This is a genomic window from Pseudomonas promysalinigenes (assembly GCF_014269025.2).
GTDB classification, from domain to species: Bacteria; Pseudomonadota; Gammaproteobacteria; order Pseudomonadales; family Pseudomonadaceae; genus Aquipseudomonas; species Aquipseudomonas promysalinigenes.
In genome coordinates this window covers 42,312-66,594 of record NZ_CP077094.1, presented here as the reverse complement: position 1 = coordinate 66,594, position 24,283 = coordinate 42,312, and the positions used below count along the sequence as shown (strand labels likewise).

Sequence of the window (24,283 nt, the reverse complement as noted above, 5' to 3'; positions counted from 1 at the left end):
TCCATTTAGGCTGGTACCGCTTCAGCCGCGGCTTCGCGCTCCCACACTCGATGCCCTTCAACCGCTTTGACGAAGGCATCCAGGGTTTTCTGCTCGTCACCGAGTAATAGGCCTTTGTCTTCCTTGAGCCCCAGCCCCGTGAGCAGGTCCTTGGTCAGCACCATCGCCTTGAGGTGCTTGTAGCCTTCGAGTAGGAAGTGCTTGGACAACCCGCTCGAAAGCAGCCCCTTGTCCGCACCTTTGGGCACGACAATGCCATCGAACATGATCGACGGCATGCCTTCCATGGACGCATCCACCGTCAGCTGCTTGCCATCTGCCGTTTTCACCGGCGCCGAGGTCGGCCCCAACAGCATAGGTCGAGCGCTGTGTGCTTCGAGCGCCTTGATCAGCTTGTCTGCGCTGGCGCCATCAACGCCATCGGTCACCAGCACTGCAATCTTGCGCCCCTTGATGCCCACATCACCGGGGTGGTTCATCTGGCTGAGGGCAGCCGATTGCTTGAGTTTGCTTTCCTTGACCGCGACAGACCCTTGCTTGGGCGCCGACAAGCCCAGGTTGGCCGCTACGGCCGCCGCCAGTTTCAGGTCGATGTTGGCCAGGATCTCGTCCACTTCGCGCTGGCGGATGTATTCGCGCTCTACCTTGCCCAGTTCAAAGCTATAGGCCTTGATGATGTGCTGCTGTTCGGTAGGGCTCATGCTGTTGAAGAACAGCCGGGCCTGGGAGAAGTGATCGCCAAACGATTCGCTGCGCTGGCGGATCTTGTGCGCGTCGATACGCTCTTGATAACTCTCGAAACCGCCGTCCTGTGCGGCAGGTGGGGTTTCCTTGGGCCAGCCACCATCGATAGAGTTGGGCTCGTAAGAGGCACGGCCTTTGTCGATGGTCATGCGGTGCATGGCATCGCGCTGGCCGCTATGGTTGGGCGCGACCGGGCGGTTGATCGGGATTTCATGGAAGTTCGGCCCACCCAGGCGGCTGATCTGGGTGTCGGTGTAGGAGAACAAACGGCCTTGCAGCAGTGGGTCGTTGGTGAAGTCGATGCCCGGCACGATATGGCCTGGGCAGAAAGCCACTTGCTCGGTTTCGGCGAAGAAGTTGTCAGGGTTACGGTTGAGCACCATCTTGCCAAGCAGGGTGACGGGCACCAGCTCTTCGGGGATGAGCTTGGTCGGGTCGAGCAAATCGAAGTCGAACTTGTGCTCGTCGGCCTCGGGCACGATCTGCACCCCCAGTTCCCACTCTGGATAATCGCCAGTCTCGATGGCCTCCCAAAGGTCGCGGCGATGATAATCGGTGTCTTTCCCCGCAAGCTTTTGCGCCTCGTCCCACAATACTGAGTGCACGCCCTGGCGTGGTTTCCAGTGGAACTTGACGAAACTGGCCACGCCCTGTGCGTTGATCAGGCGGAACGTGTGGATACCAAAGCCTTCCATCATACGCAGGCTGCGTGGGATGGCGCGGTCGGACATGGCCCACATCACCATGTGCGCAGATTCAGGCACCAGCGAAACGAAATCCCAGAAGGTGTCATGGGCTGAACCGCCGGTGGGCATCTCGTTGTGCGGCTCGGGTTTGACCGCATGCACGAAGTCGGGAAACTTGATCGCGTCCTGGATGAAGAAGATCGGCATGTTATTGCCAACCAGATCGAAGTTGCCTTCATCGGTGTAGAACTTGACGGCAAAGCCGCGTACATCTCGCACCGTATCGCCAGAGCCACGCGGCCCTTGTACGGTGGAAAACCGCACGAAAACCGGGGTGATCTTTTCAGGGTCCTGAAGGAAGCCGGCCTTGGTCAGTTCGGCGTGGCAACCATAGCTCTGGAAGTAGCCGTGGGCGCCGGTCCCGCGGGCGTGGACGATACGTTCAGGGATGCGCTCGTGGTCGAAGTGGGTAATCTTCTCACGCATGATGAAGTCTTCGAGCAGCGAGGGGCCGCGGGCACCGGCCTTCAGGCTATTCTGGTTGTCGGCAATCTTCACTCCCTGATTGGTGCGCAGCGCCTGGCCTGTGGCGTCGCTGCGAAAAGCCTCCAGGCTTTGCAATTTGGCATTGGTATTGGCCCGGTCAGGGGTTTGAGTACCTGCCGCCTCGCTGTGCTTGGGCGTATCCGGCTTCTTGCTGGGCATGATCGGTTCTCCTCGTCAGTCTTCAGGCGTGCCCTGGGCGGGCTAGTTCTAGTAGTGACTGGAACCCTTCACCGAGCGTTCAATCTGAAATACCGATTGTCGCCATATGCCCGAAGCATTGGTCCAATACGAAATAAATGCTAAGAACAGCTATGGGAAAAGGCTAAAATGCGCGACCCAGCCAACCGCTGACCCAAATTCCATGCGCCCCACAAGGTTCGCTACGTGATCGAGTTCCAAAACGTACACAAGACCTACCGCGTCGCCGGTAGGGAAATCCCCGCACTGAATCCGACCACCCTGACCATCGAAGATGGCCAGGTATTCGGCCTGATAGGCCATTCCGGTGCCGGTAAAAGCACGATGCTGCGCCTGATCAATCGCCTGGAAGAGCCTTCCGGGGGCACGATCATCGTCGACGGCGAGGACGTTACGGCGTTCAACGCCAATCAGCTGCGCGGCTTCCGCCAGCAGGTCGGGATGATTTTCCAGCACTTCAACCTGCTAGCGTCCAAGACAGTCGCCGACAACGTCGCGCTGCCGCTGACCCTGGCCGGTGAGCTGTCGCGCAGCCAGATAGACAAACGTGTCACAGAGCTGCTGGCGCGCGTGGGCCTGTCGGATCATGCAAAAAAGTTTCCGGCTCAGCTTTCGGGCGGGCAAAAGCAGCGTGTAGGCATTGCCCGCGCCTTGTCCACCAACCCGAAGATTCTGCTGTGCGACGAAGCCACCAGCGCACTCGACCCGCAAACCACTGCATCGGTGCTGCAACTGCTGGCCGAAATCAACCGTGAGTTGAAGCTGACCATCGTGCTGATCACCCACGAAATGGACGTGATCCGCCGGGTCTGCGACCGCGTGGCAGTAATGGATGCTGGGCAGATCGTCGAGCAAGGCTCGGTGGCCGAGGTGTTCCTGCACCCGCAACATCCCACCACCAAGCGTTTCGTCCAGGAAGACGAGCAGGTCGATGAAGGCGAGCAACGTGATGACTTCGCCCACGTGCCGGGGCGTATCGTGCGCCTGACGTTCCAGGGCGACGCCACCTACGCGCCGCTGCTGGGGACCGTGGCCCGCGAAACGGGTGTGGACTACAGCATCCTCGCCGGGCGTATCGACCGCATCAAGGATGTCCCCTATGGCCAGCTGACCCTCGCTTTGATTGGTGGGGACATGGAAGCGGCATTCGCCCGCTTCACGGCAGCTGACGTACATATGGAGGTACTGCGTTGATGGACGCTCTGAATTTCTTCGCCAATGTCGACTGGGCCGAAATCTGGCTGGCCACTGTCGATACCCTGATCATGCTGTTCGGCTCGCTGTTCTTCACCGTACTGCTGGGCCTGCCGCTGGGCGTGCTGCTGTTCCTGTGCGGCCCGAAGCAGATGTTCGAACAGAAGGGTGTTTACGCACTGCTGTCGCTGGTGGTCAACATCCTGCGCTCGCTGCCGTTCATCATTCTGCTGATCGTGATGATCCCGATCACCGTATTGATCACCGGCACCTCCCTGGGAGTGGCCGGCGCTATCCCGCCGCTGGTAGTGGGCGCCACACCATTTTTCGCGCGCTTGGTCGAAACTGCCCTGCGTGAGGTAGACCGCGGCATCATCGAAGCGACCCAGTCGATGGGCGCCACTACCCGCCAGATCATCACCAGCGCACTGTTGCCAGAGGCCCGTCCGGGCATCTTCGCGGCGATTACCGTCACCGCCATCACCTTGGTGTCGTACACCGCCATGGCCGGTGTGGTGGGTGCGGGTGGCCTTGGCGATTTGGCCATCCGCTTCGGCTATCAGCGTTTCCAGACCGATGTAATGGTAGTCACCGTGGTGCTGTTGCTGGTGCTGGTTCAAGTCCTGCAAAGCGTGGGCGACAAACTGGTCGTGCATTTTTCCCGTAAGTAACCCCAATGGGGTCGGCCAAGCCGACCCGTTCGGGGGCCGTCGCGGCCCTCACAAGGAGTGATCAATGAAGAAGCTGCTTGCTGTTGCTGCCGCCGTTGCGGCCTTTTCGGCCCACGCCGATACCCTGACCGTGGCCGCCACCCCGGTGCCGCACGCCGAGATTCTCAATTTCGTCAAACCCCAGCTGGCCAAAGAGGGCGTGGACCTGAAGGTGAAGGAGTTCACCGACTACATCCAGCCGAACGTGCAGGTTGCCGAAAAACGCCTGGACGCCAACTTCTTCCAGCACCAGCCGTACCTGGATGAATTCAACAAAGCCAAGGGCACCGATCTGGTCAGCGTGACGGGCGTGCACATCGAACCACTGGGCGTGTACTCCACCAAGCTCAAGAAGCTGGACGAGCTGCCTTCTGGGGCCACCGTAGTCATTCCCAACGACGCCACCAACGGTGGCCGTGCCCTGCTGCTGTTGGACAAAGCTGGGGTGATCAAACTCAAAGACAACAAGAACATCCTCTCCACTGTGAAGGATGTGGCCGAGAACCCGAAAAGCATCAAGTTCCGTGAGCTGGAAGCGGCCACCATCCCGCGCGTGCTGACTCAGGTAGATGCCGCCCTGATCAACACCAACTATGCGCTGGAAGCCAAGCTGAACCCGGAGAAGGACGCGCTGGCCATCGAAGGCAGCGACTCGCCGTACGTGAACATCCTGGTTGCGCGCCCGGACAACAAGGACTCCGAAGACATGAAGAAGCTGGCAGCGGCGTTGCACTCGCCTGAGGTCAAGCAGTTCATCAACGAGAAGTACAAAGGCGCAGTAGTGCCTGCGTTCTAAACCGAACGCGCTTGTTTACCCGCTAAGCGTTCGACGCAATGTACGGCACGGGCTATGCCCGTGTTCGCGGCTCAAACCGCTCCCACAGGTTGGCTTATCTCCAAGCTTGCCCCTAGCCCGTTGGGAGCGGATTTACCCGCGAAACGCTCGAAAACCACTCAGTCTCGCTTTACCAGCCCAGGCAACTGCGCCACCAGCTTCTGGTTGTTGAACGGCGCACGAATGAACCCACGCTGACGCCCATCCGGCCCGACGATTGCCAGGTTCCCGCTGTGATCGACCGTGTACCCAGGCTTGCTGGTGTCTGCGGGGATGAATGGAATGCTCAGGGCATTGGCCAGCTTCTGGGTATCGTCTATGGTCCCGGCCACACCGACGAAATCCTTGTCGAAATAGCCCAGATACTGTTTCAGCTGATTAGGCGTGTCGCGGTTCGGATCCACGCTTACCAACACCACCTGCAACCGGTCCACGGCCTCCTTGGGTAGCTCGCTCTTGACCTGGCGCAGCTGGGCCAGGGTAGTCGGGCAGATGTCCGGGCAGTAGGTGTAGCCGAAGAACAGCAGTGACCATTTGCCTTTGAGCTCGTCCATCTGCACCGGCTGGCCATTCTGATTGGTCATGGTTACATCAGCCACTGCGCGGCTTTGCGGCAGCAAGATGATGCCTGCGTCGATCAGCTCGGCCGGGTTGGCCTGGCCGCGCCCACTGAGCACCTTGTTGACGGTAAGGCCCATGATCAGCGCGACCAAGGCAACGAGGATGAAGACGGTTTTCTGGGTTCGAGTCATAGATTCAGCAATAGGTAGTGGTCAACGAGCAACGCGACGAACAGCGCGAACAGGTAGCCGATGGAGTACTTGAACGTAGCGATCGCCGCGTGCGGCCGGCTGCCACGGTACAACACCCAGGCCCAATGCAGGAAGCGCAGGCCCAATGCCAGGGCACAAGCCAGATACAACGGGCCGCTCATGTGAATGGCGTAGGGCAGCAGGCTCACCGCCAGCAATATCAGCGTGTACAACAGGATATGCAGCTTGGTGTAACGCTCACCATGGGTCACTGGCAGCATCGGAATTTCGGCCGTGGCGTACTCCTGCTTGCGGTGGATGGCCAGGGCCCAGAAGTGCGGGGGTGTCCAGGCGAAAATGATCAGCACCAGCAGCAGGGGCTCGGCACTGACATGGCCGCTTACCGCAACCCAGCCCAGCAAGGGCGGCGCGGCGCCAGCCAGGCCTCCGATGACGATATTCTGCGGTGTGGCGCGCTTGAGAAAGCCGGTGTAAAGCACCGCGTAACCCAGCAAGGAGGCCAGGGTCAGCCAGGCCGTCAGCGCGTTGGTGAATGTCAGCAGCAAGCCCATGCCAAGCAGCGCCAGAGCCAGGGCAAACAGCAAAGCCGACACCGGGCCAACCCGGCCCTGGGCCAATGGCCGCTTGTGGGTACGTGCCATCAGCGCATCGATGCGCCGGTCCACCACATGGTTGACCACCGCTGCGCTGCTGGCACACAGGCCGATGCCCAGGTTACCGAACAACAGCACGCTGAGGCTTACCCCAGCACGGGTCGCCAGGAACATGCCCGCCAGCGAAGTGATCAACATCAGCACCACCACCTTCGGCTTGGTCAGCTCCAGGTAATCGCGCCAGCTCGCACCCTTCGTCCTCAGAAGCGTCGCCACGAATCGTTCCTCATGTGATGGGTGATACCGACCCCGGCCACCGGTCGTAACCGCCAGCCATGGCCAACCCCAGCCCGCACCTTGTCGACCACACGAATGCGGTAGTTCACCAGCACCATGCTCAATAGCAGCAGCGCACCCCCGGCGTTATGCGCCACAGCCACAGCCAGCGGCAAGTGGAACAGCACGTTGCTCAGCCCCAAGCCGATCTGCACGGCCAGCGCCAGCAGGACCAACCGCGCCAAACCCGGCAGGCCACAACGCTGCAGCTTCCAGCTCAGCAGTAGCAGCACACAGGTCACCAGCAAGGCGCCCAGGCGGTGGCTCATGTGGATGGCGGTGCGCGCGTCGCTGTCCAGCTGCCCACCCAGGTAGTTGGGGCCAACGTGCTGGGTCAGGTGAAAGCCATTGCTGAAGTCTGCCGCAGGCCACCACTGCCCATGGCAGGTGGGCAGGTCAATGCAGGCAACCGCTGCGTAATTGGCGCTGACCCACCCCCCCAAGGCTATCTGGCCGATCACCACCAGCAAGCCCAGCGCCGCTATGCGCCTGAGGCTGAGCGGCAACTTCGGCAAGGGCGCAAAGGCCCGGGATAGACGCAGAGACAGCAGGAACAGCAGGCTAAGGGTGGTAAAGCCGCCAAGCAGGTGTGCCGTGACCACCTGCGGCCATAACTTCAGGGTAACGGTCCACATGCCAAACGCAGCCTGCGCCAGCACCACCCCTAACAGCAACACGGGTAGGCGGTAAGGCTGGCCATCATGAGCATGCCGGCGCACGGCCTGCACCGCCAGGATAGCGATCACCACCGCCAGAGTACCGGCGAAATAGCGGTGCACCATCTCAGCCCAGCCTTTGGCCTCTTCCACCGGATGATCAGGGAAGTGCTGTTCGGCATGGGCAAGCTGCGCTTGGCTTTTGGGTACGCTGATAAAGCCATAACAGCCGGGCCAGTCGGGGCAGCCAAGCCCGGCGTGGGTCAACCGCGTGTAGGCCCCGAGCAGAACGACCAGCAGTGCCAGCAAGGTGGCGAAAACAGCGAGGCGGAATCCAGGTCTGGCCATGGCAGGCTCCTAGCCAATGTTGGACAGCTTGAGCAGATGACGTAGGTCGTCGAGCACGTGCTTGCCGTTGACCTTGGCGTCGTAACGCAGCACAAGATTGCCGTGTGGGTCGACTATCCACAGTTGTGGGCCGGCTTCGCCAACCTGTTGCAGATAGCGCTGGGCATCCAGTGAATAGCGCTGCAGTTGCGGATACTCACGGGTCAGCAGCGCCTGGTAGTCACTGGCCAACGGCTGAGCGGCCGCCAGGGCATGGCTTGCGCGGCTGGCATCACGGCCCAGGCCCACCTGGATCTGCCGCACCAGGTACACCAAGCGCTGACAATCCTCGGCGCAGGCTGCCGGGGCGCTGACCAGCAGCTGCCAGCGCTGATCCTCACCAGCAATACCGATATCGGCGCGGCTCTGGCCGTTGCCAATCATCGCGCCGTGGTAGCTGCGCCCCTCTGGCACCCAGAACTTGAGCTTGTACATGCAAGTAGCCAGGACCATCGGGCCGAGCACCACCAGTAATATCAGTATCAGCTGCAAACGCCCGCGGGCTCTGGGCTTGCTACGTTCAGGCAGGCCCAGTGGAGTGGCGGTGGCCATGCTGTTTCTCCTTGTTGTTGTGCCAGCCGTAATAGAGGTAGAGCAGCACCAGCGCGGCGGCCAGAGCAAACCACTGAACGGCGTAACCGAGGTGTTTTTCAGGGCCCATGGCAACCACCGGCCACTGCAGCCGATAAGCCGCGGGGCCTGGTTCCAGGCGTAACTCATGGGCATAACCTTCGCGCTCGAGCTGTTGCCAGAGCTGTATGGGGTCGACTGCGGTGAGCAGATGCGGCCATTGCCCGCCTACCGGGTCCGGGTGCAGCTGGAAGGTACTACCTGGCGCCACATAGACCGACGCGCTCAGTGCCAAGGCCTGTTCGGGTGTCTGGAAAAACACCGGGACTCGGCGATCGGGCCAGGCCAGCCAGCCGCGATTGACCAGCACCCACAGCCCGCTGGCCTGGTCATGGAAGGGCTGCAATAACTCGACGCCGGCCTGGCCGTCACGCATGCGGTTGTCCAGTAGCAGGCTGTGCTCGGGATCGAAGCGGCCATAAAGATGCACCCGTCGAAACGCCGCGTCCTGGGTCTGCTGTAGCTCAGTACTAGGCAGCGGGGCATCGACCTCGTGCGCGGTGTAGGTCGCCAGCAATTCACGCTTTTGCTCGGCGCGGCTTAGCTGCCAGCAACCAAGCCCGACCAACCCCGGCAGCAGCGCGAGCACCACCAGGGTCGGGATCCAGCCTGGGCGAAACGGCCTCACCGACGCCTCGCTATACTTGTCCACATACCGCACCCCCCGGAGAAGCGCCATGCTCAAGGCCGCGATAGTCCTGCTGCTGCTGGCCACGATCGCCAGCCTGTTCAGTGGCCTGGTGTTTCTGGTCAAGGACGATGACCACTCGACCCGCCTGCTCAAAGCCCTGACCGTGCGAGTGACCCTGGCGGCCCTGACCATCGGCCTGGTCGCTTGGGGCTTGATCAGTGGCCAGTTGGTGTCACATGCACCGTTCTGATCAAAGCACGTAGACGAAGATGAAAAGCCCGACCCACACCACATCAACGAAGTGCCAGTACCAGCTCGCCGCCTCGAAACCAAAATGTTTGTCAGGGTTGAAGTGGCCACGCAGGATGCGCACGAACATCACGATCAGGATGATCGTGCCCAGGGTCACATGGGCACCGTGAAAGCCTGTGAGCATGAAGAAGGTCGCGCCATAAATCCCTGAACCCAGCGTCAGCCCCAGCTGGGTGTAGGCCTCGTGATACTCGTAAGCCTGCAGCGCGATGAAGCACAGCCCCAGCACAATGGTCAGTGCCATCCAGAGTTTCAGCGCACCGCGGTGGCATCGGCGCAGCGCATGGTGGGCGAGGGTGATGGTCACGCTGGAGCTGACCAGCAAGATGGTGTTGATCAGTGGCAAGTGCCACGGGTTGATCACTTCCTTAGGCGGTGGAAACAACTTTGGGTCCGGTGTGTTCAGCAAGGGCCAGGCAAATTCGAAACTTGGCCAGAGCATGTGGCTAATGCCCTTGTGCCCTTCGCCGCCCAGCCATGGCCCGGCCAGCACGCGCACATAGAACAGCACGCCGAAAAAGGCCATGAAGAACATCACTTCCGAGAAAATGAACCAGCTCATGCCCCAACGGAACGAGCGATCCAGTTGCGGGCTATACAACCCGGCGCGGCTTTCGCGCACCACGGCGCCGAACCAGCCAAACAGCATATAGGCCAAGAACAGCCCACCTATAAAGAAGATCAGCGGCCCGTGTGAAGAAGGGTGGCCAGCCTTCAGGTCGTTGAACCAGGTGCCCAGGCCAAACACCGTAATGAATAGACCGATGGTGGCGATGATCGGCCATTTGCTCTGTGCCGGAACGTAGTAATGCTCATGACTTGCCATTGCTGTTCTCCTTCCCTCAGCGGGCGCCCTGAACGTCCTGTACCGCGGCATGGGCGACCGGCGGGTGACGCGCAGTGATGTCGAACAAGGTGTAGGCCAGTGTCAGGTGCTTCACGCTGGCCGGCAGGTCGCGGTCGACGATGAAGCGCACGGGCATCTCGATGCGCTCGCCCGGCTGCAGCACCTGCTGGGTGAAGCAGAAGCACTCGGTCTTGTGGAAATACGCCGCGGCCTCGGCTGGGGTGATACTGGGTATCGCTTGCGCACTCATGGGCCGGTCGGTCGGGTTGTGCGCAATGAAGATCATCTGGTTCACCGCGCCAGGGTTGACCTCGAGTTGGTCGGCGGTGGAGTAGAAGTCCCAGACCATGTCGCTGGCGTTGGTGGACATGAACTGCACCCTCACCGAACGCGTCGGGTCGCTGACCTGGCTGCCCTCGTACTGCCCGCCGGTCTTGCCATTGATGCCGAACGACTTGCACATCACGTCGTAGATCGGCACCAAGGCAAAACCAAAGGCGAACATCACAACCGTCAGCATCAGCAGGCGCGTGACCAAGCGTTTGAGCGACGGGCTGTTCATCACAGCGCTCCTATTTCACGTGCGGTGGTGTCTGGAAGGTGTGATAAGGCGCAGGCGAGGGGATCGACCATTCAAGCCCCTCGGCGCCATCCCAAGGCTTGGCCGGGGCAGGTGCTCCACCGCGGATGCACTTGATGACGATGAACAGGAAGAAGATTTGGGTGGTGCCAAACAGGAAGGCACCGATCGACGAAACCATGTTGAAGTCGGCGAATTGCAGGTTGTAATCGGGAATACGCCGCGGCATACCGGCCAGCCCCACGAAGTGCATGGGGAAAAAGGCCATGTTCATACCGACGAACGACAACCAGAAGTGCAGCTTGCCAAGGGTTTCATCGTACATATGGCCGGTCCATTTCGGCAGCCAGTAGTAGGCCGAGGCAAAGATGCCGAAGATTGCACCGGGCACCAGCACATAATGGAAGTGCGCCACCACGAAATAGGTGTCGTGGTACTGGAAGTCCGCCGGGGCGATGGCCAGCATCAAGCCGGAGAAACCACCGATGGTGAACAGGATGACAAAGGCGATGGCGAACAGCATCGGCGTTTCGAAGGTCAGCGAGCCTTCCCACATGGTGCTGACCCAGTTGAATACCTTCACCCCGGTTGGCACGGCGATGAGCATGGTGGCGTACATGAAGAACAACTCGCCGACCACCGGGATGCCGACCACGAACATGTGGTGGGCCCAAACGATGAACGACAGGAAGGCAATGGCGCCCGTGGCATACACCATGGAGGTGTAGCCGAACAGCGGTTTGCGCGAAAACGCCGGGATGATCGAACTGACCGCGCCGAACGCCGGCAGGATCATGATGTAGACCTCGGGGTGACCGAAGAACCAGAACACGTGTTGGAACAGCACCGGATCACCGCCACCGGCGGCGCTGAAGAAGCTGGTGCCGAAGTGGATGTCCATCAGCATCATGGTCACCACGCCCGCCAGCACCGGCATCACGGCAATCAGCAGGAATGCGGTGATCAGCCAGGTCCAGACGAACAGCGGCATCTTCATTAGGGTCATGCCAGGCGCGCGCAAATTGAGGATGGTGGCGATCACGTTGATCGCGCCCATGATCGAACTGATGCCCATCAGGTGGATGGCGAAGATGAAGAAGGTGACGCTGGCTGGCGCATAGGTGGTCGATAACGGGGCATAAAAGGTCCAGCCGAAATTGGGCCCGCCGCCTGGGGTGAACAGGGTGGACACCAGCAACAGAAAGGCCGCCGGCAGTAACCAGAAGCTGAAATTGTTCATCCTCGGCAGGGCCATGTCGGGTGCGCCGATCATCAGCGGAATCATCCAGTTGGCCAGGCCGACGAAGGCCGGCATCACCGCGCCGAACACCATGATCAGGCCGTGCATGGTGGTCATCTGGTTGAAGAACGCCGGCTCCACGATCTGCAGCCCAGGCTGGAACAGCTCGGCACGGATGACCATGGCGAACGAGCCGCCGAGCAGGAACATCATGAAAGCGAACCACAGGTACATCGTGCCGATGTCCTTGTGATTGGTGGTCAGCACCCAGCGCATCAGCCCTTTGGCGGGGCCGTGGGCGTGTTCATGGCCGTGGCCGTGGTCGTCGATCACTGCACTCATGTTCTGTCTCCTGCAATCCGCTGATTGCCGCGCAAAACCCGGTTCACTTGGCTTCTGCCTGCTTGAGCGCGAGCACGTCCTTCGGCGTGACCATGTCGCCCTTGTTGTTACCCCAGGCGTTGCGTTCGTAAGTCACCACAGCGGCGATGTCGACTTCCGACAACTGCTTGCCGAACGCGGCCATCGCCGTGCCTGGACGGCCGTGGAATACCACGCTCAGGTGTTCTTCCTTGGGCCCGGTCGCGACTTTCGAGCCTTTGAGCGCCGGGAACATCGGGGGCAGGCCCTGACCTTCGGCCTGGTGGCAAGCCACGCAGGTGGTGTGGTAGACCTTGTCGCCGCGCTCGACCAGCTCGTCCAGCGTCCACTCCTTGCTGGTCAGCTCCTTGAGCTTGGCGGCCTCGGCCTTGCGCTCGCCGAGCCAGGTGTCGTAATCGGCCTGGGACTTGACCTCGACCACCACAGGCATGAAGCCGTGGTCCTTGCCACACAGTTCGGTGCACTGGCCGCGGTAGATACCGGGCTTTTCGATACGGGTCCAAGCTTCGTTGACGAACCCTGGGATGGCATCGCGTTTGACCGCAAAGGCCGGCACCCACCAGGAATGAATAACGTCAGCTGCCGTCACAAGAAAGCGCACCTTGGCGCCGACCGGCAGCACCAGTGGCTGGTCCACTTCCAGCAGATAGTGCTCGTCCTTGGGGGCCTGGTTATGAATCTGTTCGGCGGGGGTGGCCAGGTTGCTGAAAAACTCCACATCCTGGCCCAGGTACTTGTAATGCCACTTCCACTGGTAGCCGGTGACCTGGATGTCGATGTCCGATTCACTGGCGTCGTAGATGTCGATCAGGGTCTTGGTCGCTGGAATAGCCATCGCGACCAGAATCAGGAAAGGGACCACGGTCCAGAGAATTTCTACCCAAGTGTGCTCGTGAAAATGCGCCGGCTGCTGACCCGTGGAACGACGATGCACGACCATGGACCAGAACATCGCACCGAACACCACGATGCCAATGATCACGCAGATCCAGAAGATGGTCATGTGCAGGTCGAACACGGCGTTGGAAACGTCCGTCGCCCCTGGGTGCATGTTCACGGTCCAGGCAGCACTGGCCTGACCTAGAACCGACCACAACAGCAGGCCCATCCAGACAGGTGGATGTCGCATCATTGCGGGTTCCCCTTCTCGTTCTTGTTGTCCCGGAGGCGTGGCCTGCGGCAAGAGGGAACGGCGGTCAAGACTGCCTGACTTCGACGACCGAGCCCCTGCAAAAGCAGTCGGGCCTCATCAACGAATCACGTTCAACGGGAGTATAGACAGCAGGCAACGCCCCGCAACGGCGCCCATGAAATGAACTTCACCAAACACCATGAATCGCGCAAAAGCCCGAGTTTGAGGGGCTATGGGAGTATAGAAAGGGTGCTATATGCCTGAGAGCGCACACGTTTGCGAATTTTATAACAAATGCGTCTTAGGTATTCTGTATACCGAGCTAATTTACTGTCTTCCGTATGAAACGTTTTGTCCCTGGAGTTGTCATGAACATCGCCGCTGTACGCGAGCAAATAAGCCAAGCCCACGATCATGAAGGCCGCACCGGCCAGCTGAAAGCGCGTCTCGAGCTGCAACTGCCCCACCTGCACCCCTCGATCCAACTACCTGAGCAGGACGCGCAGGGTACCTTGGCGCGTTTCGTCAGCGCATACATCGATCAAGTACCTGAACTACTGGAAGCCGCCCACACTGTGGCGCTCGAGGCCGGCATCGAATCGCAGATCAAGCCGGTGCTGAAAATTGCAGAGGCATACTTCCTGCAACCCCCTTGCCTGATGCAGGGGCATGTAGGGCTCGATTGCCTGCTCGATGAAGCTTATTTGGCCCACCGCCTGGTCGAAGAGGTCAACGACCTGTACATCCGTCACTTCCAGCAGCCGCTGATTCCTGTCGATACAACGGTCGCCAACCTTATAGCCCACCAATTGATCGGTGAAACCTTCGCCAACCAGCTGGATGAAGTGGTGCATCATTCAGTGGACGAAATGCTCGACGACGAAAGCTTCGCCGCTGAGTCGGTAGAGGCCTACCGTGAAGCCCTAAGCAGCCCGCAGACAGGCCAGGCCTGGAAGCGCTGGCCGTGCCTGTCGCGTCAGCTGAACGTTGAACTCGGCCAGGCCAGTGCCTGAACGGCCAGGCGATTAGGGAAAGCGCTCCTGCTGCTGACTACCGCCTTCGATCCTTACTGTCATCCGGCCGCCTCAGGGCGGCCTATTTCATTCCGAGGTGATGACAATGACGATCAGAAGAAACCGGATGTACACAGACTTGCTGCGCGGCACCTACCGGACGATTTGGGGCAACTGGGGCCTGAACCCCGCCATCAAGCCGGGTGCGGTCGGCATCATCGATTCCGACTCTGGCGATTTCAAGCTGGTCGCAGACTGCCTGCCTGGGGTCGAAATCAGCAAGAACCAACAAAGCCGCAAGTGGGATTTCAAATCCACGGGGGTGACGTGCAAAAGCATCAACGCCAATGTAGGCGGGACTATCCTCGATCCGAGCACCGGAGCCGAGGTCAAGCCCGAGGCGGCGCTGGAATGGACCTTCGACAAGGAGAACTCCATGACGTCGGAGTTCGCGATCGCCGGTGAGCATGCCATCAGCAATCTGACCGTGCTCGATGATCAGTACGACTGGCTGCTGGAGCAGGCGCGCAAGATGAACATGGCCACCAGCGCCGGCATCTCCGAGGGTTTTGGCGTGGTGACCTCGGTCATCTACGCAAGCAGCGGCCTGAACGCTGTAGCCAAGAAGAGCAAAGCGAGCTTCACCGTTGCCGGCAGCGCAAGCGGCCTGAACCGCCTGCTGGGTGAGCAAGGCATCAGCGGCAAAGGCAAGGCCAGCTACGTGTTCACCAGCAACTCCAGCGAGGTCGAGACCCATACACTGCCGGCCAGAAGTGGTGAGGTGGCAACCAATCCACTGCCCATTGCCTATACCTTTTCTTCGTATGCAGGCGGCCGGGTGTTGATCCCAAGCTGGGTGGGCAAGGTGGGTGTGCTAAACCTTCTGGTCAACAGCAAGGCGTCGGCCTTCACCACTTACACAACCAAAGTCACGCTGTCGTACAAGACGCCTACCGGCCCGGTGGAAGACTCCAGAACCGTCATCGGCGGAAGCTCGGCAAGCTTTGGAGAGATTCCGCTGACCGCCACCGAAATGGTGCTGACCGCCGAGTTCATCAACATCGGCTCCAACACCCGTAAGTCGATCAAGTGGAACACCCCCGCCAGCCAATGGCTGGGTGGCACCCGCACCGTGAACCTCACCGGAACCTGGCCGAGTGCCCCAGACATGACCGAGGTCAGCAACTGACCTTAGGTACCGGCAACACTGCGCAAGCGGCCTTCCACTCTGCGCTTGAGCCCTCGCTGCTCGATGCGCAGGGTGCTGCCGCTGGTCTTGCTCCAGTCCTCCAGCAGCTCCAGGCAAGAGTGGTCGATGTAGTTGAGGTTGCTCAGCGGTACATGCAAGGTGCTCCCGGCCGGTACGCTATCGAGCACCTGGGTCAGCGCAGGAACCTTGAGGAACGTCGCCGCCCCGCTCAGGCGCAGCTCCATATGGCCCTGTGTCTTAAGCTGAACGAGGCTGATCTTCAGGCGCGCCGCCTTGAATGCCAGCTTCAACAGGGTAAGCGCGAAGCCCAACAGCACCCCGGTCAACAGGTCGGTAAAGATGATTGCCATGGCTGTGGCCACATAGGTGAACATCGGCATTCGGCCGTAGCGACGCAGGCCTCGCAGAGCTTTGAAATCGACCAGCTTGATACCCGTGTACACCAATACGCCAGCCAGACTGGCCACGGGGATTTGCTGCAGCACACTGCTCAGAACCACCACGAATGCCAACAGCCACACGCCATGCAGGATGGCCGAAGCGCGGCTTTGCGCACCGGCCTGCACATTGGCAGAACTGCGCACGATCACGCCGGTCATCGGCAAGGCACCCAGCAGCCCGCAGAGCATATTGCCAACCCCCTGCGCCGAGAGCTCGCGATCGAAGTCCGAACGCTGACCACTGTGCATGCGATCGACGGCTGCTGCCGACAGCAGCGTTTCGGCACTGGCGATGAAGGCCAGGGCGAAGGCTGCGACCAGCAGGGTCGGGTCAGCCAGTTTCATCAGGTCATCAGGGCGGATCCAGTCGATGGCTTCGGACAGGTCTGCCGGCACTTGCACACGATTGACCGGCAGCGCCAGCCACATCGCGATGGCGGTCATCGTCGCCACGCCCAGCAAAGCACCAGGCACGAAGCGTAACTTCTGAGGCCGCATCCGCTCCCACGCCCACATGATCAAGATGGTACTCAGCCCCAGGGCACCGGCCATCCACCCGGAACCTGCAGCTTCAAGCGGCAATGCAGCGCTCAGCGTGGCGGGAAATTCCAATAGGTTTTGCAGACCTGAAGGCTGAGGCGCTGTGTCGAACATCACATGCACTTGTGAGAGCACGATCAGTACGCCGATGCCGGCCAGCATGCCGTAAACCACTGCCGGAGCGGTGACCCGGAACCAGCACCCCAAACGCAAACGCCCCGCCAGCAACTGCAATACACCGGCGAGCAATAGTATCGGCCCGAGCATGGCCATACCGTGCTGGCGCACCAACTCGAACACCAGCACCGCCAGGCCTGCTGCCGGGCCACTGACCTGAAGCGGCGAACCTGCCAGAAAGCCCACTACGATACCGCCGATGATGCCGGTGATCAGGCCCTTGGCCGGCGGCATGCCAGAGGCGATCGCAATACCCATGCACAACGGCAGGGCGACCAGAAAGACCACCACCGACGCCAACAACTCACGCGGCAGGGCCGCTTTCAACTGTGTAATGTTCACCCTGTTTCTCCTTTCTCTGTCGCACGGCCATCCCGCTGGCCGTGGGCACGGTTGATCCCTGACGCGCACGCAGGCGCAGGCCGCCAGCGTGATCGCCGGCAGAGCAGTCAAGGCATTTGCAAGGCAGCCGAAGGCCGCGCCACACCCATGACGGGTGCAGCCGGCTATTCAAGGTTCAGCTGTGGATGGGTCGCTTAGTAGCGGCCTCTCGGCGTGGCGCAGGGGATCGATTCACCGGCAGTCAACGGCATGAAGCTGTCGCTGGCAGCGTCGTAGGCTTCGATCTTGCTGGTCTCGATGTCGTACACCCAGCCGTGGATGTACAGCTCACCGGCTGCCAAGCGCGAGGCAACCGACGGGTGGGTGCGCAGGTGATGCAACTGGGCGATCACGTTTTCCTTGGTCAGCACCTGCATGGTTTCGTGCTCACTGCCGCACGAGCAGTTGTTTTCCACCACGGTGCGGGCCACTTCGGCGTGGCGCAACCAGGCGGAGACGGTTGGCATCTTGGCCAACGACTGCGGGTTGAGCACTGCGCGCATGGCACCACAGTCCGAGTGCCCGCAAATGATGATGTGGTGAACTTTGAGCGCAGACACAGCGTACTCGATGGCGCTGGAAACGCCGCCGTTCATCTGCCCGTAGGGCGGTACCACGTTACCGACGTTACGCGTCACGAACAAATCGCCCGGCGAGCTTTGAGTGATCAATTCGGGGACGATGCGCGAGTCGGCACAAGTGATGAACATGGCGCGTGGGGTTTGCGCGGTGGCAAGCTTCTTGAACAGCTCTTGCTGTTCGGGGAACACGTCATGGTGAAAACGCAGGAAGCCGTCGACGATGTGCTTCAGAGCGGCATCGGCGCTCTCCGCGGGGGCTTGCGGAACGACCTTGGATGGGTCCTTGACGGGCATGATTCATCCTCTTGGCGGTGTGTAGGTAAATCCATTTTACCGGTGAAAGATTCTGGCTATGCGCAGATTTAGATGACACGCACGAGCGATAAATCACAGTCTGCTTTGGCTGGATTCCTACGCTAGCGGGGAAAACTTAACTGAAACTTAATTCGAGGGCTCTAGAACGGGCGTTCCAGATCGAAAAGGGGGGAACTGAATAATAGCAAAAAAGCATCAACTGCCAAGAGGGATTACCCAGATTATTTGGTTGCATGAGCCCCATTCGGGGGTGGCACCTTACGGCTGACCCGCTCAGAACAGAGCCATCTGCCCACCAGGTGGACAGAATGCCGAACAATCCAGCGTTTGCGTTTCCCGCCCCGCAAAGTCCAAGCGCTTCATGGCTTTGGCAAAGCGCTGAGCGAGCAACTCGGCAAACACGCCCTCACCGCGCATCCGCGCACCGAACCTGCTGTCGTACAGTTCACCGCCACGGCTCTGACGGATCAGGCTCAGTACATGGTTGGCCCGTTGCGGGTAATGGTCCTGCAGCCACTGCTCGAACAAGGGTGCCACCTCCAGTGGCAAGCGCAGCATCATGTACGCCGCGCTTTGTGCGCCGGCCTCCTTAGCCGCCTCAAGAAGGCGCTCCAGTTCACTGTCGTTGACCATCGGTATCATCGGTGAACACAGCACCCCCACCGGCACCCCGGCACCGCGCAGCACGCGGATGGCTCGCAGTCGGGCCTTTGGTGAGGCCGCGCGCGGCTCCAGCACACGTTTCAGGTCGTCATCCAGTGTGGTCAGGCTGATCATCACCCTGGCCAGGCGCTGGCTGGCCAACTCAGCCAACAGGTCAAGGTCGCGGAGCACCAGCGAACCTTTGGTCACGATGGTCACCGGATGACGAAAACGCAGCAGCACTTCGAGCAGCCGCCGGGTCAACTGCTGCTCGCGTTCGATCGGCTGGTAGGGGTCGGTGTTGGAGCCCAGGTTGATGGGCGCGCAGACATACCCTGGCTTGCTCAATTGCTGCGCAAGCACCTCAGCTGCATTGGTCTTGGCGATCAGCTTGGTCTCGAAATCCAGGCCGGGCGACAGGTCCCAATAGGCATGGGAGGGGCGGGCGTAACAATAGATACAACCGTGTTCGCAACCGCGGTAAGGGTTGATGGAGCGGTCGAAGGGCAAGTCGGGGGAGGTGTTGCGGCTGATGACCGATTTGGCGAGCTCGACCCGGACTTGCGTACCCTGGGTCAGCGGCACTTCCTGGTACCAGCCATCATCCTCGGCCACGCTACGGCTTGGGGCAAAGCGATTGTCGGGGTTGTGCGAGGTGCCACGACCCTTTTGCGCTGCTGGAGTACTCATCGCCTCATCCTTTACTGTATGCATACACAGTATCGAAGTTGGCGTGAGTGCTCCAGCACCTCTGGTCAGAGCGCTGCGGTACAACCCTATTCGGTAGGCTTCTTCAGCTTGGGATTAGGGAAGAACTGCACGGTCTGGACCTTGGCCGGTGCAGCTTTTGGTGCCAGGTGATTGACCCGCGTGCCCAGCTCCTTGGGAATTGAAAGGCCCTGCTCATTAAGGGTATCGGTGAAGCCACAGGCCACGCACTCACGGTGCGGTACGTCGTCTTCGTTCCACATCATCAGCTTGTCGGGCTCGCTGCACGCCGGGCACACCGCCCCGGCGATGAAGCGCTTCTTGGTCTTGTTCACAACCACCTCACTCATGCCGCAGCGGCTTCGGTCAAGCCACTGTGGCGCAGTAACGCATCGATGGAAGGCTCACGGCCCCGGAAGTCGACGAACAGCTCCATGGGTGCGCGCGAGCCGCCGCGAGCCAGGATCGCTTCGCGGAACGCTCGGCCGGTATCGGCATTGAGCACACCCTCTTCCTCGAAGCGCGAAAACGCATCGGCCGACAGCACTTCAGCCCACTTGTAGCTGTAGTAGCCCGCCGCGTAACCCCCGGCGAAGATATGCGCGAAACTGTTGGGGAACCGATTGTACGCTGGCGGGCGCATCACCGAGACCTCATCACGGACCCCTTCGAGCACCTGCAGCACACTACGGCCGTCGCCATGGCTGGCGTGCAGTTCGAAGTCGAACAGCGAGAACTCCAGCTGCCGCACCATCATCATGCCGGATTGGAAGTTCTTCGCCGCCAGCATCTTGTCGAGCAGGTCCTGGGGCAGGGGTGCACCGGTTTCATAGTGGCCGGAAATCAGCGCCAGCCCTTCTGGCTCCCAGCACCAGTTTTCCATGAACTGGCTCGGCAACTCTACCGCATCCCAGGCCACGCCGTTGATGCCGGACACCCCAGCATGTTCGATACGGGTCAGCATATGATGCAGGCCATGGCCGAACTCGTGGAACAGGGTGGTGACCTCATCATGGGTCAGCAATGCAGGCTTGCCAGGGCTGGCCGGGGTGAAGTTGCACACAAGGTTAGCCACCGGGCTTTGCAGCGCGCCAGCCGCCGTGCGGCGACGGTCACGGGCACCGTCCATCCACGCCCCCCCGCGTTTGTTGGCGCGGGCGTAGAGGTCGAAGAAGAAGCGGCCAACGTGCTGGCCGTTTTCTTTGATTTCGAACAGGCGCACATCTGGGTGCCAGGTGTCGAAGCCTTTGAGCTCGGTGATTTCGATGCCGTACAGGCGCTGGACGATGCTGAAGAGGCCGCTGAGTACCTTGTCGATCGGGAAGTAGGCACGCAGAGCTTCCTGGGACACACTGTAACGCTGCTCACGAAGCTTTTCGCCAAAGTACCCGGCATCCCAACTGGCCAGCTCCGGGCAACCCTGCTCGGCGGCGTAGGCCTTGAGCTGCTCCAGGTCCTGAGCGGCGAACGGCTTGGAACGCTTGGCCAGGTCCCGCAGGAAGCTCAGCACCTGATCGCTGGACTCGGCCATCTTGGTCGCCAGGCTAAGCTCGGCGTAGTTTTGGTAGCCCAGCAGCTCGGCCAGTTCCTGGCGCAAGTCGAGGATCTGCTGCATTACCGGGCCATTGTCGAACTGCCCAGCATTAGGCCCCTGATCAGACGCACGGGTGCAGTACGCAGCGTACAGTTCTTCACGCAGGGCGCGGTCGCTGGCGTAGGTCATCACCGCGTAGTAGCTGGGGAATTCCAAGGTAATCAGCCAGCCGTCTAGCCCCTTGGCCTGCGCCGCAGCGGCCATCTGCGCCTTGGCCGAGTCGGTCAGCCCGGCCAGCGCGGCCTCGTCGGTAATGTGCTTGGTCCAGGCCTGGGTCGCATCGAGCAGTTGGTTGGAAAAACGGCTGCCCAGCTCGCTGAGCTTGCTCTGCACCTGGGCATAGCGCTGCTGCTTGTCGGCCGGCAAGTCGATGCCCGACAGGCGGAAGTCTCGCAGGGCGTGGTCGAGGATGGTCTTCTGCGCCACGTCGAAATTAGCTGCTTCAGGGCTGTTGGCCAACGCCTGATAGGCGTCGAACAGCGCGCGGTTCTGGCCCAGTTCGGTAGAGTAGGCGCTCAGCGCTGGCAGACAGGACTCGTAAGCCTCGCGCAATTGGGCGCTGTTGCACACCGCATTGAGGTGGCTGACCGGGCTCCAGGCAGCGCCCAGGCGGTCGTTCAGTTCGTCCATGGCCAGTACCAGGCCAGCCCAGCTAGGGTTATTGCCCTGCTGTTCGAGGATCTGGGCAATGGCTTTTCGGTTGTCGGCCAGGATCGCTTCGATCGCCGGCAACACGTGTTCGGCACGGATTTGCGAGAAGGGCGGCAGATCGTAGGACTGCAGAAGTGGGTTGTTCGCACTCACGGTTCGGATACCTTGGCAGAAGAAACACTACCCCATCTTAATTACAATCGACGCCGGCCGCAGCAAGCAGCCTGTCTATCGGCACAGATGAGAGACGCTATCATGGCCATTCGCAGCTTCCAGCAACACACTCCGAAAGTGGGACCCAGGGCATTCGTCGACCGTTCGGCGGTGGTTCTGGGCGATGTGGAAATCGGCGAGGACAGCTCTGTCTGGCCGCTGGCGGTGATCCGTGGCGACATGCACCGCATCCGCATTGGCGCGCGCACCAGCGTGCAGGACGCCAGCGTGCTGCACATCACCCATGCGGGGCCGTTCAACCCTGACGGGTTCCCGCTGATCATCGGTGACGAGGTCACCATCGGCCATAAGGTCATGCTGCATGGCTGCACGTTGGGCAACCGCATCCTGGTCGGCATGGGCAGCACCATCATGGATGGCGCCATCGTCGAAGACGAAGTGATCATCGGCGCCGGTAGCCTGGTACCGCCCGGCAAGCGTCTGGTCAGCGGCTACCTGTACATGGGCAGCCCCGCCAAGCAGGTCAGGCTGCTGAGCGATCAGGAGCGCGCCTTCTTCCTCTACAGCGCCGGCAACTACGTCAAGCTCAAGGACCAGCACCTGGCCGAAGGTTACGACCAACCGGAATGAACCCGACTCACGAGACGAACATGCACCAGCAGAACATCCTTTTCGACCTCGACGGCACGTTGACCGACCCGCGTCTGGGCATCACCCGCTCGATTCAGTATGCCTTGGCCAAACTTGGCATCGACGAACCCGACCTCACGCGACTGGAACACTTCATTGGCCCGCCACTGCTACAAGCCTTCATGCAGTTCTACGGCTTCGATGAAGCCAAGGCCTGGGAAGCGGTGAATTTCTATCGCGAGCGTTTCAGTGTCACCGGCCTTTACGAAAACCTCGTGTTCGAAGGGGTGCCAGCACTGCTCGAAGACCTGACGGGGCAGGGCAGAACGCTGTACATCGCGACTTCAAAACCCTGGAAGTTCGCCCGGGAAATTGCCAGGCACTTTGCCTTCGACCACCATTTCAAGATGATCTATGGCAGCGAGCTCGATGGCACCCGCACCAACAAGGTCGAGCTGATTCGCCACATTCTGGACGAAGAACGGCTGGACCCTACCCAGACGCTGATGATCGGGGACCGCAAGCATGACCTGATCGGTGCCCGCAGCAACGGCCTCCAGGCGGTGGCCGTGGGCTATGGGTTCGGCAGCCAGGCAGAACTCGCCGCCGAGGCGCCAGCCTTCCACTTCGCCACACTGGCCGAACTGCACCAGGCTTTGACTCGGCCCTGATGACTGTGGGGCTGTGATGCAGCCCCAGAATCCTGGGTTCACATCAAACGCTGTAACGCCGCCTTCCTGTCTGCTGCGGGCAAATGCCCAAGCTCCTCGACCCGTCGATAAAATTGCGGCCAATCCCCCCCCACCTCATGAAATAGCCGCTCGAACGCGGGCACCCACTGATCATAAAGTCCAAACGGCAATAACTTGGCATTGCTCAACGGCCCATAGATCCATGCGTCGTACCGCTTATCGCCGCCCCACTGGCTGTCGCGCACCTGCTTGTACTGGGCCCGTAAACGCTCGAACTCGGCCTGCTTGGCCACACGCTTGTGCGCATCGTCCAGGGGCGCTGCGTAGATTGCCTGCAACCGCTCGCGGCTGGCCAGCACCAGCCGGGTAAACTGCTCACGCTGCTGCGACTGCGCCGTGCCAAGCGGCGCCAACCCGCGCGCTGCGCGCCATTGCCGCGAGCCCTCACGTTCCACAAATGTGGCAAACGACTCGTTGAATGCCGTGTCGTCCTGCACATAAAAGCGCTGGTGGGCCAGTTCATGGAAGATCAGCGTAGCGAGCCGTTCATCCCCCCAAGCGACCATCGACGACAGAATCGGGTCATCGAACCAGCCCAGGGTCGAATAGGCTTCAACTCCGCTCACGTATACGTCCAGGCCCTGCTGGCGCATTAGCGCCGCCTGTCCGCGTGCGGCCCCTTGGCGGTAATAACCGCGGTAAGCGACGCAACCGGCGATGGGAAAACAATACGTCACCGGTTGCAGCGACAGTTCCGGGGTGGCGAATACGTTCCATACGACGTAAGGGCGCTGTAGGTCGGCATAAAGCCGATAGCTACGGTTATCTGGCAGTTTCAACCGCTCGCTGGCAAATGCCCGGGCCTGTTCGGCATGAGCCAGACGTGCTCGCAAGCGAGGGCTGCTGGCCGGGTCAACTATCACCTGGTCCACAGGCTGACGCGCCCGCAGTAACTGCCACTGGCCTTGTGCGAGCTGACTGTAGTAACCCAAGCTGGAGCAACCGCTTAGCAGAAAAGCCCCCAGCAAAGGAACCAAATAGCTGAAAAAGCGGTCGAGTGGCCCGGGGCCTGAGCGCTTGAAAAGAACAGAGAAATGCATCTGAGGTTATCCAACTCGCTCAAG

General features: G+C 60.7%; 24 protein-coding genes. 8 read left to right on the top strand and 16 right to left on the bottom strand.

Annotated features, from left to right (window positions below; translation table 11 throughout):
* Window positions 1–5: 5 nt before the first annotated feature.
* Window positions 6–2,135, bottom strand: coding sequence for a catalase HPII (katE, locus tag HU725_RS00335; protein ID WP_060479044.1), 2,130 nt, complete (start codon window positions 2,133–2,135; stop codon window positions 6–8).
* Between the two features lie 225 nt (window positions 2,136–2,360).
* Between katE and HU725_RS00330 the strand changes: the two genes are divergently transcribed.
* The 3 genes from HU725_RS00330 to HU725_RS00320 all read left to right on the top strand — a co-directional run bounded on the left by HU725_RS00330 (window position 2,361) and on the right by HU725_RS00320 (window position 4,874).
* Window positions 2,361–3,368 (top strand): methionine ABC transporter ATP-binding protein, encoded by a 1,008-nt coding sequence (locus HU725_RS00330; protein ID WP_060479045.1) that lies wholly within the window; start codon window positions 2,361–2,363, stop codon window positions 3,366–3,368.
* Entirely contained in the window at window positions 3,368–4,039 is a 672-nt protein-coding gene (locus HU725_RS00325) for a methionine ABC transporter permease (RefSeq protein ID WP_060479046.1), read from the top strand. Before HU725_RS00330 ends, HU725_RS00325 begins: the two co-directional genes overlap by 1 nt.
* A 64-nt stretch (window positions 4,040–4,103) precedes the next feature.
* The gene (locus HU725_RS00320) at window positions 4,104–4,874 is read left to right on the top strand and encodes a MetQ/NlpA family ABC transporter substrate-binding protein (protein WP_186476067.1); all 771 of its coding nucleotides are present in this window, start codon (window positions 4,104–4,106) and stop codon (window positions 4,872–4,874) included.
* 158 nt (window positions 4,875–5,032) lie between these two features.
* Here the strand turns inward: HU725_RS00320 and HU725_RS00315 are convergent, their stop codons facing one another.
* From HU725_RS00315 to HU725_RS00295, 5 genes are read right to left on the bottom strand one after another with little or no spacing between them, the layout of a single operon-like run.
* Entirely contained in the window at window positions 5,033–5,665 is a 633-nt protein-coding gene (locus HU725_RS00315) for an SCO family protein (RefSeq protein WP_060479048.1), read from the bottom strand.
* Entirely contained in the window at window positions 5,662–6,555 is an 894-nt protein-coding gene (gene cyoE, locus HU725_RS00310; protein ID WP_186476068.1) for a heme o synthase, read from the bottom strand. The genes HU725_RS00315 and cyoE overlap by 4 nt, the downstream gene beginning before the upstream one ends.
* Entirely contained in the window at window positions 6,540–7,619 is a 1,080-nt protein-coding gene (locus HU725_RS00305; protein WP_186476069.1) for a COX15/CtaA family protein, read from the bottom strand. The genes cyoE and HU725_RS00305 overlap by 16 nt, the downstream gene beginning before the upstream one ends.
* Before the next feature lie 9 nt (window positions 7,620–7,628).
* Entirely contained in the window at window positions 7,629–8,210 is a 582-nt protein-coding gene (locus HU725_RS00300) for a PA_0111/PP_0108 family redox-active disulfide protein (RefSeq protein WP_060479051.1), read from the bottom strand.
* Entirely contained in the window at window positions 8,179–8,916 is a 738-nt protein-coding gene (locus tag HU725_RS00295) for an SURF1 family protein (RefSeq protein WP_186476454.1), read from the bottom strand. Before HU725_RS00295 ends, HU725_RS00300 begins: the two co-directional genes overlap by 32 nt.
* 49 nt (window positions 8,917–8,965) lie before the next feature.
* Here HU725_RS00295 and HU725_RS00290 point away from each other — a divergent pair, with 49 nt between their 5' ends.
* Entirely contained in the window at window positions 8,966–9,169 is a 204-nt protein-coding gene (locus HU725_RS00290; protein ID WP_060479052.1) for a twin transmembrane helix small protein, read from the top strand.
* Here the strand turns inward: HU725_RS00290 and HU725_RS00285 are convergent, their stop codons facing one another.
* From HU725_RS00285 to coxB, 4 genes are read right to left on the bottom strand one after another with little or no spacing between them, the layout of a single operon-like run.
* Window positions 9,170–10,057 (bottom strand): cytochrome c oxidase subunit 3, encoded by an 888-nt coding sequence (locus HU725_RS00285; RefSeq protein ID WP_186476070.1) that lies wholly within the window; start codon window positions 10,055–10,057, stop codon window positions 9,170–9,172.
* Window positions 10,058–10,073: 16 nt separating this feature from the next.
* Window positions 10,074–10,640, bottom strand: coding sequence for a cytochrome c oxidase assembly protein (locus HU725_RS00280; RefSeq protein ID WP_186476072.1), 567 nt, complete (start codon window positions 10,638–10,640; stop codon window positions 10,074–10,076).
* A 10-nt stretch (window positions 10,641–10,650) separates the two neighbouring features.
* A complete protein-coding gene (ctaD, locus tag HU725_RS00275) occupies window positions 10,651–12,240 on the bottom strand; it encodes a cytochrome c oxidase subunit I (RefSeq protein ID WP_060479055.1) in 1,590 nt (529 codons plus the stop codon).
* A gap of 43 nt (window positions 12,241–12,283) precedes the next feature.
* Window positions 12,284–13,411 carry a cytochrome c oxidase subunit II gene (coxB, locus tag HU725_RS00270; protein ID WP_186476073.1) on the bottom strand — a complete coding sequence of 376 codons (1,128 nt, stop codon included), beginning with the start codon at window positions 13,409–13,411 and terminating at the stop codon, window positions 12,284–12,286.
* A 368-nt stretch (window positions 13,412–13,779) separates the two neighbouring features.
* Between coxB and HU725_RS00265 the strand changes: the two genes are divergently transcribed.
* Together HU725_RS00265 and HU725_RS00260 are read left to right on the top strand one after the other, a co-directional pair.
* Entirely contained in the window at window positions 13,780–14,424 is a 645-nt protein-coding gene (locus HU725_RS00265; protein WP_186476074.1) for a hypothetical protein, read from the top strand.
* A 127-nt stretch (window positions 14,425–14,551) separates the two neighbouring features.
* A complete protein-coding gene (locus HU725_RS00260; protein WP_225915507.1) occupies window positions 14,552–15,613 on the top strand; it encodes a hypothetical protein in 1,062 nt (353 codons plus the stop codon).
* Window positions 15,614–15,615: 2 nt separating this feature from the next.
* On the opposite strand, the gene HU725_RS00255 is transcribed toward HU725_RS00260, so the two are convergent.
* The 5 genes from HU725_RS00255 to prlC form a co-directional block, all read right to left on the bottom strand.
* A complete protein-coding gene (locus HU725_RS00255; protein ID WP_186476076.1) occupies window positions 15,616–17,133 on the bottom strand; it encodes a SulP family inorganic anion transporter in 1,518 nt (505 codons plus the stop codon).
* Window positions 17,134–17,327: 194 nt separating this feature from the next.
* Window positions 17,328–18,047 carry a carbonic anhydrase gene (locus HU725_RS00250; protein ID WP_060479060.1) on the bottom strand — a complete coding sequence of 240 codons (720 nt, stop codon included), beginning with the start codon at window positions 18,045–18,047 and terminating at the stop codon, window positions 17,328–17,330.
* A 294-nt stretch (window positions 18,048–18,341) separates the two neighbouring features.
* On the bottom strand, window positions 18,342–19,400 hold the full coding sequence (locus HU725_RS00245) for a PA0069 family radical SAM protein (protein WP_186476077.1): 1,059 nt from the start codon (window positions 19,398–19,400) through the stop codon (window positions 18,342–18,344).
* Window positions 19,401–19,486: 86 nt separating this feature from the next.
* Window positions 19,487–19,768: a YheV family putative zinc ribbon protein gene (locus HU725_RS00240; RefSeq protein WP_186476079.1), complete on the bottom strand. Its 282-nt coding sequence runs from the start codon at window positions 19,766–19,768 to the stop codon at window positions 19,487–19,489.
* Entirely contained in the window at window positions 19,765–21,816 is a 2,052-nt protein-coding gene (gene prlC, locus HU725_RS00235; protein WP_186476081.1) for an oligopeptidase A, read from the bottom strand. The genes HU725_RS00240 and prlC overlap by 4 nt, the downstream gene beginning before the upstream one ends.
* Window positions 21,817–21,918: 102 nt before the next feature.
* Between prlC and HU725_RS00230 the strand changes: the two genes are divergently transcribed.
* Both HU725_RS00230 and HU725_RS00225 read left to right on the top strand, forming a co-directional pair.
* Window positions 21,919–22,467, top strand: coding sequence for a gamma carbonic anhydrase family protein (locus HU725_RS00230; RefSeq protein ID WP_186476082.1), 549 nt, complete (start codon window positions 21,919–21,921; stop codon window positions 22,465–22,467).
* A gap of 20 nt (window positions 22,468–22,487) precedes the next feature.
* Window positions 22,488–23,138: an HAD family hydrolase gene (locus tag HU725_RS00225; protein WP_186476083.1), complete on the top strand. Its 651-nt coding sequence runs from the start codon at window positions 22,488–22,490 to the stop codon at window positions 23,136–23,138.
* A 38-nt stretch (window positions 23,139–23,176) separates the two neighbouring features.
* Here HU725_RS00225 and HU725_RS00220 read toward each other — a convergent pair whose 3' ends face one another.
* Complete coding sequence (locus HU725_RS00220) at window positions 23,177–24,259, bottom strand: aminopeptidase (RefSeq protein ID WP_186476084.1); 1,083 nt, start codon at window positions 24,257–24,259, stop codon at window positions 23,177–23,179.
* Window positions 24,260–24,283 lie beyond the last annotated feature (24 nt).